This window comes from Ancylobacter sp. G4_0304, from assembly GCF_047501495.1.
Taxonomy (GTDB): Bacteria; Pseudomonadota; Alphaproteobacteria; order Rhizobiales; family Xanthobacteraceae; genus Ancylobacter.
In genome coordinates, this window is record NZ_JAZDRM010000006.1 from 57,436 (window position 1) to 68,756 (window position 11,321).

At 68.9% G+C, this 11,321-nt stretch carries 9 protein-coding genes; 7 read left to right on the forward strand and 2 right to left on the reverse strand.

The annotated features are described in order from the left end of the window. Nucleotides 1–101 precede the first annotated feature (101 nt). A complete protein-coding gene (locus tag VRZ77_RS05095; protein WP_414591574.1) occupies nucleotides 102–1,397 on the forward strand; it encodes an MFS transporter in 1,296 nt (431 codons plus the stop codon). Here the strand turns inward: VRZ77_RS05095 and VRZ77_RS05100 are convergent. Further along, a complete protein-coding gene (locus VRZ77_RS05100; RefSeq protein ID WP_414591575.1) occupies nucleotides 1,394–2,455 on the reverse strand; it encodes a helix-turn-helix domain-containing protein in 1,062 nt (353 codons plus the stop codon). The genes VRZ77_RS05095 and VRZ77_RS05100 overlap by 4 nt on opposite strands. Nucleotides 2,456–2,553: 98 nt before the next feature. Between VRZ77_RS05100 and VRZ77_RS05105 the strand changes: the two genes are divergently transcribed. From VRZ77_RS05105 to VRZ77_RS05130, 6 genes are all read left to right on the forward strand, one after another. Beyond that, the gene (locus VRZ77_RS05105) at nucleotides 2,554–3,621 is read left to right on the forward strand and encodes a helix-turn-helix domain-containing protein (protein ID WP_414591576.1); all 1,068 of its coding nucleotides are present in this window, start codon (nucleotides 2,554–2,556) and stop codon (nucleotides 3,619–3,621) included. A gap of 267 nt (nucleotides 3,622–3,888) precedes the next feature. Then, the gene (locus VRZ77_RS05110; protein WP_414591577.1) at nucleotides 3,889–5,322 is read left to right on the forward strand and encodes a basic amino acid/polyamine antiporter; all 1,434 of its coding nucleotides are present in this window, start codon (nucleotides 3,889–3,891) and stop codon (nucleotides 5,320–5,322) included. 25 nt (nucleotides 5,323–5,347) lie between these two features. Next, nucleotides 5,348–6,583 (forward strand): arginine deiminase, encoded by a 1,236-nt coding sequence (locus tag VRZ77_RS05115; protein WP_414591578.1) that lies wholly within the window; start codon nucleotides 5,348–5,350, stop codon nucleotides 6,581–6,583. Nucleotides 6,584–6,674: 91 nt separating this feature from the next. Further along, nucleotides 6,675–8,102 (forward strand): basic amino acid/polyamine antiporter, encoded by a 1,428-nt coding sequence (locus VRZ77_RS05120; protein ID WP_414591579.1) that lies wholly within the window; start codon nucleotides 6,675–6,677, stop codon nucleotides 8,100–8,102. A gap of 217 nt (nucleotides 8,103–8,319) precedes the next feature. Continuing rightward, a complete protein-coding gene (locus tag VRZ77_RS05125; RefSeq protein ID WP_414591580.1) occupies nucleotides 8,320–8,829 on the forward strand; it encodes a GNAT family N-acetyltransferase in 510 nt (169 codons plus the stop codon). Nucleotides 8,830–8,926: 97 nt separating this feature from the next. Continuing rightward, a complete protein-coding gene (locus VRZ77_RS05130) occupies nucleotides 8,927–9,139 on the forward strand; it encodes a hypothetical protein (RefSeq protein WP_414591581.1) in 213 nt (70 codons plus the stop codon). Between the two features lie 8 nt (nucleotides 9,140–9,147). Here VRZ77_RS05130 and VRZ77_RS05135 read toward each other — a convergent pair whose 3' ends face one another. Beyond that, nucleotides 9,148–11,220, reverse strand: a complete 2,073-nt coding sequence (locus VRZ77_RS05135; protein ID WP_414591582.1) for a hypothetical protein — start codon at nucleotides 11,218–11,220, stop codon at nucleotides 9,148–9,150. Nucleotides 11,221–11,321: the final 101 nt, after the last annotated feature.

An 11,321-nucleotide genomic window follows, 5' to 3' on the forward strand; every position in this document is an offset into this window, starting at 1 on the left:
CGGCGCGCTGTGGTCCGCTGCGCCGGTATCTTATGGCCGCTCACGGAAGTTATGCCTCACGCCGCGCCTGCCGTCCTGCTCCGCCGCGCTCCGGCGCCCTCATGCTGATGCCGGCCGCCCCGCGGGTGGAGTCGCGGCAGCGGCGCGCGCTGGTCGCGGTGCTGCTGTGCAACGTGCTGGAATGGTACGATTTCGCGGTCTACGGACTGCTGGCGGTCTATCTGTCGCGCGCCTTCTTCCCGCAGGATCACTCCCAGGTGGCGCTGCTGGCGACGCTCGCGGTGTTTGGCGTCAGCTTCGTCATGCGGCCGCTCGGCGGGCTGCTGCTGGGCGGCATGGGCGATGGCCGGGGGCGCAAGCCCGCCTTGCTCGCCGCCGCGCTGCTGATGGCGGCGAGCACCTTCGCCATCGGCCTCATCCCCTCCTTCGAGCGGATCGGTCTTGCCGCGCCGCTGCTGCTGGTCGCCGCGCGCATGCTGCAGGGCTTCTCGGCGGGGGGCGAGTTCGGTGTCGCCAATGCCTTCCTGCTGGAGACCGCCCCGGAAGGCCGGCGCGGTTTCTCGACCAGCTTCCTCTCCATGACGGTGGCGCTCGGCAGCGGGCTCGCCAGCGTCAGCACGGCGCTGCTCGTCGGGCTGCTGCCGGCGGCGGCGATGGAGCACTGGGGCTGGCGCGTGCCGTTCCTCGTTGGCGGGCTTCTGGGCGCGCTGGCGCTGTGGCTGCGCCGTGGCATCGACGAGACGCCGGCCTATGAGCGCGCCGCGCCGGCGCCGGCCGCGCCAGAGGCGGTGCTGCAAAGGGTGCGCCGGCCGATGCTCACCGTGTTCGCCCTCACCATGCACTGGACGGTGTGCTTCTACATCTTCCTGATCTACCTGCCGCTATTCACCCAGAAGCACGCTGGGCTGAGCGCTGGCGAGGCGAACTGGGCGAACGCGCTCTCCACCCTCGCCATCCTGATCGTCGTGCCGCTGGTCGGGCATCTGTCGGACCGGGTGGGGCGGCGGCCGTTCCTCATCGCCTCCTGCGGGCTGGTGCTGGTGCTGGCGCTGCCGGCGCTGTGGAGCATCACCTGGCTCGGCAGCGTCCTGCCCGACGCGTTCGTGCCGATCGCCGCGATCCAGTTCCTGCTCGGCTGCGGCATCGCGCTTTATTCCGGCGCGGCGCCGGCGGTGATGGTGGAACTGTTCGCCACGCGCGACCGCTCGCGCTGGTCGGCGATCGCCTATGCTCTGGCGGCGGCGGTGTTCGGGGGCTTCGCGCCGTTCATCGCGGTCTGGCTGACCACGACGCTGGACTGGCCGCTGGCGCCGGCCGGCTATGTCATGCTCGCCAGCGCGATCAGCCTGATCACGGCCTGGCGCATGCCGGAGACCGCGCACCGCCCGCTCGGCTAATCTGCGGCGTCGGGCGGACGGGCGGCCGCCCCCAATGCCGGCGCGTGGCCGAAATGGGCGTGATAGGCGCGCGCGAAGCTGGAATAGCCCTCATAGCCGACGCGCCGGCCGATCTCGCTGATCGAGAGCCGCCCCTCGCGCAGCAGGTCGCGGGCGCGCTCCATGCGCCGGGCCTGCGCGAAGGCATGCGGGGTGAGGCCGAACGCCTCGCGGAAACCGCCGGTGAGCTCGTTGCGGTTCAGCCCCACCCGCAGGGCGAGCTGGTCGATGCGCGGCGGGTTTTCGATTTCGCGGCGATAGATGTCGGCGGCGGTGTCGATCGCCTTGCGCCGGGCGTTCTCGCCGATGAGGCGCGGGGCGGCGGAGCGCTGGGGCTGCTGGAGCTGGGCGACGACGTGGCAGAGCAGTTCCACGGTCTTCACGCCGAGGAAGATGCCGCGCAGCGGCTCGGGATAGCGGCAGGCGAGCATCTGGTCGACAAGGCCGATGCCGGTCGCGGTCAGCGTGAGCTGGAACACCTCGGGCGAGCCCTCGCGCGACAGGAAGATCGGGCGGAAGGCCGGCGGCACATGCTCCGGGTTCAGCCGGTAATGGTCGAGCAGATGCTGGCGGTCGCAGACGATGAGCACTCCGCGCAGCCGGCTCCCCGCCTGCACATTCGCCGTCGAGACCGGCGTGTTGCTGATCTGGAGCATATGCGGGGACACCGGGTCCATGCGCGGCCCGATCCAGCGATCATAGGTGCCGGCGATGATCGCCTGGATGCACACGAGATCGGCGCGCGCCATGGTCAGCCGATAGGGCTCGCGGACCTCGAAATTCATCAGGTGCAGCAGCGTGTGGGCATCGACCCGGCGATAGCCGTGCTCGCGCGCCTGCACCGCCTGGCCGAGGCCGCCGGCCACACGCTCCGAGGCGGCGAACTCGCCAAGGCCCAGCCCGGACCGCAGCGCGGGGAAGTCGACGGCGAACTTGCGCGGCTCGTCCAATACCACCTCGACCGATTTCCCCGCCGCCAGAGGCGGCCGCGGGGGTGCGGGGATAGTGCACTCCTTCACGATCTATATCCAGTTGTCACGGCCCGGTTCGCGCGGCTCGCGTGCCCGACTAGTCAAGGCCGCACCAGGGCCGATGGCCTGCCTGTTCCGGTGTCGGCATGCTTCGCGTTCAGCCTCCCCTCGCCAGCGCGCCGGTCCATCGCCCGTTTCACACCAACCCGCGTCTGCCGAACATCTTGCTGCCGCTCATCCTTACCAATTCGGGGCTTGCCCCGGACCGCCAGTTCGAAGCCTTTCGCGCCGCCTATGACGGCATCGTCGACATTGCGCCGTCGCCGGAGCGTGCGGCGGGATATGCGGTCAGCCAGCGGCTGTGGCCGATGGGGCGATGCCTGCTGGCCGCCCTCAACCTTCCGCACGGCGCCCCGCCGCTGCGCTGGAGCCATGCGGGCCGCACGGCGTTCGACCATTGGTACGCCGTGCTGCCGTGCCGCTTCGTCGAGGGGCAGGCCGTGCCTGCCGCGTCGACGCCCGCGGCGGCGCTCCATTCGCTTGCCCAGCCCCATGCGGTGACGCTGGCCGGCGAGGGCGCGCTGCTGCTGTTCGTGCCGCCCGGCGCGGTGCGGGCGGGGGAGGCGGGCGCGGCGCTGGGCGGAAACGGGATGGCCGGCCTGCTCGGCGACATGATGCTGTCGCTCGTCAACCGGCTGCCGGGGCTCGACGCCGACGCCATCGCCCATGCCGCCGAGGCGGCCTGCCTGCTGCTCAACGGCACGATGGCGGGGGGCGCGGCGTCACCGCTCTCGGCCTCCACCAACGATCTGTCGGTGCTGGAGCGCGCGCGCCGGATCATCCGCTCACGGCTGAAGGACGAGGCGCTGGGGCCGGACGCGATCTGCCGCGAGCTTGCCGTGTCGCGCTCGCGGCTCTACCGCCTGTTCGCCCCGATCGGCGGCATCGCGGCCTATATCCGCCGGCAGCGCCTGATGCAGGCGCGCCATGCGCTGGTCGATCCGTTCGAGACCCGCCCGATCATGACCATCGCCGAGGACTGGGGCTTTCGCGACCCTTCCGTGTTCAGCCGCGCGTTCCGGCACGAATTCGGCGTTTCGCCGCGCGAGGTGCGCGGGATCGGGCTCGGCGCCGCCGGCGCCGCATCCGGCACGCCCGCCCTCGCGAGTGCGCCGCCGAGCCTTGCCGCGCTGCTCCATGGCCTCGTCGGCTGAGGCTGAAATTCCGGCGGCGCGCGCGGCGGGCTTGTTGCGCAGGCGAACTGATAAGGATCGGTTTGCGGTAAAATAATACTTTATTGTTGCATATGCGTACAGTTTCGTTCGCGATTGCAATAATAAGCCATGCGTCTCATTGAATTCGGTCGCGTGACTATTCGGGATTTTGCGTCGATAATTGGGATGTCGGGTCAATTTATTGGACGGATAACTGTTCTATAGCTCTATCGCGAACGATTACCTCCGCAAACTGTGAGGCCCTTCATGGCGAACGAGACGGCCGGCAAACTCTCCCTTTATTCGCTCACTGCCATGGTCGTCGGCTCGATGGTCGGCGCCGGCATCTTCAACCTGCCAGGCCGCTTCGCCACCGCCACGGGGCCGTTCGGCGCGATCATCGCGTGGCTGATCGCCGGTACCGGCATGTACATGCTGGCGCGGGTGTTCCAGGCGCTTGCGGAGCGCCGGCCCGACATCGATTCCGGCGTGTTCGCCTATGCCAAGGCCGGTTTCGGCGACTATATGGGCTTCCTCTCGGCCTTCGGTTACTGGCTCGGGAGCTGCCTCGGCAACGTATTCTACTGGGTGCTGATCGGCTCGACGCTGGGGCGCTTCTTCCCCGAGCTGTTTGGCGACGGTTCGTCGATGATCGCGATCACCGTGTCGCTCGCCGGCATCTGGGCGTTCCATTTCATGATCCTGCGCGGGGTGGAGCAGGCGACCTTCATCAACACGGTCGTCACCATCGCCAAGATCGTGCCGCTGATCGTCGCCATCGTCGGCTTCGTGCTGTTCTTCCACTGGGACCAGTTCGCCGAGAACTTCTTCGGCGGCGTCGGCATGCCGGAAAAGACCCTGCTGGCGCAGGTGCGCGACACCATGCTGATCACGGTGTTCGTGTTCCTCGGCATCGAAGGCGCCAGCGTCTATTCGCGCTTCGCAAAGAAGCGTTCGGATGTCGGCTCGGCGACCATTCTCGGCTTCGTCGCGGTGACCGGGCTCATGGTCGCTGTCACGCTGCTGCCCTATGCGGTGGCGCCGCGCGCCGACATTGCCGGGGTCGCCAACCCCTCGCTCGCCGGGGCGTTGGAGCTGGCGGTCGGCCATTGGGGCGCGGTGCTGATCTCGATCGGCGTGCTGGTCTCGGTGCTCGGCGCCTATCTCGCCTGGTCGCTGATCTGCGCCGAGGTGCTGTTCGCCGCCGCCAAGTCCAAGGACATGCCGAAGATGTTCGCGGCGCAGAATGGCAATCGCGTGCCGGCCAATGCGCTGTGGCTGACCAATATCGTGGTCTCGCTGTTCGTGATCTCGACCTACTGGTCGCGCGACGCCTTCAACTTCATGCTCGACATGACCAGCGTCACCGCGCTGCTGCCCTATCTGCTGGTCGCCGGCTATGGCGTGCTGCTGGCGCGCAGCGGCGAGGGCTATGAGGCGGCGCCGGACAAGCGCGGGCGCGACCAGATCTTCAGCTGGATCGCGGTGGTCTACACGCTGTTCATGTTCGTCGCCGCCGGGCTGAAATATGTGCTGCTGGTCACCGTGCTCTTCGTGCCCGGCACCGTCCTCTATTTCTGGGCCCGGCGCGAGCAGAAGGCCCGGCTGTTCACGCCGGTCGAACTCGCGATCTTCGTCGTCGTGCTCATCGGCGGCGCCGTCGGCACGTACGGGCTGCTGACCGGCCTCATCTCTCCCTGACAAGAAAAACACGAGGACTGCCAAGATGGAAACCAAGTTCGGCGTGCATTCCGAGGTCGGCCAGCTTCGCAAGGTGATGGTCTGCGCCCCCGGCCGCGCTCATCAGCGCCTCACCCCCAGCAATTGCGACGACCTGCTGTTCGACGACGTGCTGTGGGTCGATGTCGCCAAGCGCGACCATTTCGACTTCATCAACAAGATGCGCGAGCGCGGCATCGAGGTGGTGGAGATGCACAATCTGCTCACCGAGACCGTTGCGATCCCCGAGGCGAAGAAGTGGATCCTCGACAACCAGGTGGTGCCGAACCAGATCGGGCTCGGATTCGTCGAGGAGGTGCGCTCCTATCTCGAAGGCTTGAGCGCGCGCCAGCTCGCCGAGACGCTGATCGGCGGCCTGTCGACCACCGAATTCCCCGAGACCATCGGCGGGGCGACGCTGGACCTGATCCGCGACGCCGCCGGCGCCAATGAGTACCTGCTGCCGCCGCTGCCGAACACGCTCTACACCCGCGACACCACCTGCTGGATCTATGGTGGGGTGACGCTGAACCCGCTCTACTGGCCGGCGCGGCATGAGGAGACCATCCTCACCACCTCGATCTACAAGTTCCATCCCGACTTCGCCGGCAAGGTGAATGTGTGGTGGGGCGACCCGACGCAGGATTGGGGCCTCGCCACGCTGGAAGGCGGCGACGTGATGCCGATCGGCAAGGGCAACGTGCTGATCGGCATGAGCGAGCGCACCTCGCGCCAGGCCATCAGCCAGCTCGCGCAAACGCTGTTCGACAAGGGCGGGGCCGAGCGCGTGATCATCGCCGCCATGCCGAAGCTGCGCGCGGCGATGCATCTCGACACGGTGTTCACCTTCGCCGACCGCGACTGCGTGCTGCTCTACCCCGATATCGTCGACAAGATCGAATGCTTCTCCTATCGCCCGGACGGCAAGGGCGGGCTCACCCTCTCCAAGGATGGCGGGCTGGTCGAGACCGTGCGCGAGGCGCTCGGCCTCAAGGAGCTGCGCGTGGTCGAGACCGGCGGCAACGACTACATGCGCGAGCGCACGCAGTGGGATTCCGGCGCCAACCTGGTCTGCGCCTCGCCGGGCGTGGTGTTCGCCTATGACCGCAACACCTATGCCAACACGCTGCTGCGCAAGGCGGGGATCGAGGTGATCACCATCGACGGCTCCGAGCTGGGCCGCGGGCGCGGCGGCGGTCACTGCATGACCTGCCCGATCATCCGCGACGCCGTTGACTACTGACCTCTTATCCGGTCGGTAGTCGCGGGACGGCTCGGCAATCGCCCCCTGCCGAGTCGTCCCGTTTCACGTCGCATCGGAGCGGCCCGCCTGCATGACCCATCCCGAACAACAGAAATTCGCCCTGCCCACGCTGACCGCGATGGTGGTGGGCTCCATGGTCGGGGCGGGCATCTTCTCGCTGCCGCAGACCTTCGGGCGCGTTACCGGCGGGCTTGGCGCGCTGATCGCCTGGGCCATCGCCGGCGCGGGCATGCTGATGCTCGCCTTGGTGTTCCAGACCCTGGCGCGGCGCAAGCCCGAGCTCGATGCCGGCGTCTATGCCTATGCCAAAGCGGGCTTCGGCAATTATCCCGGCTTCCTCTCCGCGCTCGGCTACTGGACGGTGTGCTGCCTCGGCAACGTGTCCTACTGGGTGCTGATCAAGTCGACGCTCGGCGCGCTGTTCCCGGTCTTCGGCGACGGCAACACGGTGGCGGCGGTGGCGCTGTCCTCGGTCGGGATCTGGCTGTTTCATTTCCTGATCCTGCGCGGGGTGAAGCAGGCGGCGTTCATCAACACCGTGGTGACCGTCGCCAAGATCATCCCGATCCTGATCTTCCTGATCTTCGTCGCCTTCGGTTTCAAGGCGGACATCTTCGCCGTGAATTTCCATGGCGGGCCGGGGCTGGAAGGCGCGGGCCTGTTCGCGCAGGTGCGCGGCACCATGCTGGTGACGGTGTTCGTGTTCGTCGGCATCGAGGGGGCGAGCGTCTATTCGCGCTATGCCCGACGGCGCGAGGATGTCGGGCTCGCCACGCTGCTCGGTTTCCTCGGCGTGCTGTGCCTGCTGGTGCTGGTCACCATGCTCTCCTATGGCGTGATGCTGCGCCCGGACCTCGCCAGCCTTCGCAACCCGTCCATGGCCGGCGTGCTGGCGGCGGTGGTCGGGCCGTGGGGCGCGGTGTTCGTCAGCATCGGGCTGATCGTCTCGGTGCTCGGCGCCTATCTGTCGTGGTCGCTGCTCGCGGCCGAGGTGCTGTTCTCGGCCGCGAAGATGCACAGCATGCCGGCCTTCCTCGCCGCCGAGAACCGCAACGGCGTGCCCTTCATCGCGCTGTGGCTGACCAACCTGCTCATCCAGCTCTTCCTCATCGTGACGCTGTTCGCGCAGGAAGCCTTCCTGCTGGCGCTCAAGCTCACCTCCTCGATGATCCTGCTGCCCTATCTGCTGACCGGCGCCTATGCGCTCAAGCTGGCGCTGAGCGGGGAGGGCTACCGGCCGGATGAAGGCCGGCGCGGCGATCTGGTGCGCGCCGGGCTCGCGACGCTCTACGCGGCCGGGCTGGTCTATGCCGGCGGGCTGAAATTCCTGCTGCTGTCGCTGGTGATCTACGCGCCGGGCAGCGTGCTGTTCGTGATCGCGCAGCGGGAACGCGGGCGGCAGGTGTTCACCCCGGTGGAACTCGCGCTGTTCATGGCGGTGGGCGCCGGGGCGGTGCTGGCCGTGTTCGGGCTGGCGACGGGGCGAATCGCGATCTGATACGGGACGCGCGCCCCTCGACCTCGCCCCCGGCCTGTGCTATCCGGCCGGACCTTTTCGGGAACCGACTTCATGACCGCCCGGTCCATCCAGCGACGACGAGACCCGCGAGCCCGCGCAGCCCTGCGCGTGTGCTGCGACGCTCGTGCGTGCCGGCGACCGTGAACGCGGCGGGGCGCTGGTGCGAGCTGCCTCACTCCACTGTCCGAGTGCCCCGATGACTGAACTTTCCATCGCCCTGCTGAACGAGACCCCCGCCGACGATGCCGCGATCGAGCGGCTGGTGGCGCGCACCTTCGGCCCCGGCCGGTTCGCCCGCACCGCCTATCGCCTGCGCGAGGGCAATCCGCACCGGCGCGACCTGTCCTTCACCGCCCATATCGGCACCATGCTGGTCGGCTCGGTGCGGCTCACCCCGATCGTGATCGGGGACGCGCCCGCGCTGCTGCTCGGCCCGCTCACCGTGGAGCCGCCGTTCCGCTCGCATGGCATCGGCCGGCGGCTGGTGGAGCGCGCCCTGGAGGCGGCGAAGGCGGGCGGGGCCACGCTGGTGCTGCTGGTCGGCGACGAGCCCTATTACGCGCGCATGGGCTTCAAGCGCGTGCCGCCCGGCCAGGTGGCGCTGCCCGGCCCGGTCGACCCGCGCCGCGTGCTGCTGTGCGCGCTGGACGGCACCCCGGTCGAGGCGGTGCGCGGGCCGGTGCGCAAGGATTTCGGCTCACGCTGATTTCACGCCGCGCTGGATGCGCCGCCGGCTTGAACCGGCGGTGTCGGCCATCCTATAGCGTGGGTGAACGTTTGATCGCGACAGTCGGGAGGTTCGCGTGCAGGGCGATGAGCTGAAGCTGATTCTGTGCCGGATGGCGCCGGGCATGTCGTTGAGCGTGCCGGACGAATGGCTCGACAAGCACATTGCCGGCACCCATGCCAGCCGCGCCGCGCTGGTGAACGAGATTGCCCGCCAGTACCAGTGTGCGTGCAAGCCGGGCTTCGGCGTGCAGGTTTTCGAGAAGCAGATCGTACCCTATACGGGCTGAGGGGACGGCTACCGCCCTTCGCGGGCCCAGGCGGCGGCGATGCCGGCCATGAGGATCAGCAGGCCCGACAGTCCGGCGAACAGCGGGAACAGGCCGAGCCCGCGCACCACCGAGACATCACGCAGCGCGACGCCCATCCAGTCCTCGCCGGCATAGCGCTCGCCCGAGCGCACGCCGACCACGCGGGGCACGCCGCCGGCAAGGTCCGCCATGCGCCAGACGCCGCCGCCGGTGGCCTCGATGACCGGGCGCAGGGTTTCGGTGGTGGAGGTGACTTCCGAGAATTCGCGCGGGTTGAGCGGGCCGACATTGACCAGCGCGGTCAGCGTGCCGTCGCTGGCGCGCCACAGGCCGAGCGTATCGGCCGGGAAGGTGGCGCGGAACAGGCCGGGCTCGGCCTGATCGAGCGTGACGCGCCGGGTGGCGCCGGTGGGGGTGGTCACCACCACGGTCGGCGCGGTGTCGCCCATGGTCTGGCGCTCCACCACGATGTCGCCGCCATGGGCGGACATGCGCAGGCGCTCCTCCTCCAGGTCCGGCTCCTTCATCAGCCAGTGCGACAACCGGCGCAGCAGGTCGATGTGCGGGCCACCGCCCTCAAAGCCGCGCGCCCACAGCCAGAAATGATCGGAGAGCAGCAGCGCGACCCGGCCCTCGCCCACCCGGTCGAGCAGCACCAGCGGCTTGCCGTTCGGGCCGTCCATCACGCTGGTGCCCTTAGCGCCCTGGGTGTCGACCACGCGGAAGAAGTGCGACCAGTTCGGCGGGTCGCTCTGCGAGCCGGGCAGGGCGCGCGTCACCGGGTGGCGCTGGCCGGCCTGGGTGAGGGTGGGGCGGAACGGGGTCTCGTCCATGCGCCCGGTCGGGGCTGCGGGCAGGATGGAATCCAGTGAGGTGTAATAGACTGAGCCATCGGAAATGTAGTCGGTCCCCGCCGCCACCAGCAGCGCGCCGCCTTCTTCGACATAGCGCACGATATTGTCGAAATAGATCATCGGCAGCACGCCCTGCTGGGCGTAGCGGTCGAAGATGATCAGGTCGAAATCCTTGATCTTCTGCTGGAACAACTCGCGCGTCGGGAAGGCGATGAGCGAGAGTTCGTTGATCGGCGTGCCGTCCTGCTTCTCCGGCGGGCGCAGGATGGTGAAGTGCACCAGGTCGACATTGGCGTCGGACTTCAGAAGGTTGCGCCAGGTGCGCTCGCCGACATGGGGCTCGCCGGAGACGAGCAGCACGCGCAGCTTGTCGCGCACGCCGTCGATGGACAGCGCGGCGCGGTTATTGACCGGGGTCAGCTCGCCGTCGAGCGCGGCGGCCTCGATCTCGATGATGTTGGCGCCGGCATGGGTGATCTCGACCTCCACATTGGCCGGCTGGCCGGCGGTGACGATGGGCCGGGCCACCACCTCGCCGTCGCGGCGCACGGTGACGCCGACGCGGGCGCCGGCGGGCGCGCCCTCGTCTTCGACGCGGTAGCCCACACTCTGCTTCTGCCCAACGATGCCGAAGCGCGGGGTGGAGGTGAGGGCGACGCGGCGGTCGCGCTCGCCCTCATGGCCGGAAATGATGGCGTGCACCGGCGCGCGGAAGCCGAGCCCGGCCATGGTCGCGGGAATGTCGTGGACGCGGCCGTCGGTGAGGAAGATCGCGCCGGCCACGCGCTCGGGCGGCACATCGGCCAGCGCGGCGGAGAGCGCGGTGAACAGGCGGGTGCCGTCCACCTCGCCCGCGCCGCCGCCGGCTTCGACCATGCGCACCTCCGCGCCCTGCTCCTTCAGCCGGGCGAGGCGCTGCTCCAACTCCTGGCGGGCGGCCTGCGTCATCTGCGTGCGCTCGCCGAAATCCTGGCTGGCGCTCTGGTCCACCACCACGGCGACCACGGTGGAGAGCGGCTCGCGTTCCTCGCGGGTGAGCGAGGGATTGGCGAGCGCGAGCACGGCGAGCACGAGGGCGAGGGCACGGAAGATCGCGCCGCGAGTACGCGTCACCAGCAGCAGCAGGGCGACCACGGCGGTGACGGCCGCGGCGGCGATCAGCCAGGGCAGCGGAATCAGGGGGTCGAAGGCGAGGCCGAGATTCATGAATGGCCTGCATCAGTTGTGGCGGTCGTGATGGCCGGGACGGGACCCGGCATGACGGCGGCGGGGGCCTTATGCCTCTCCGCGACGGCGAGGGTGAGCCG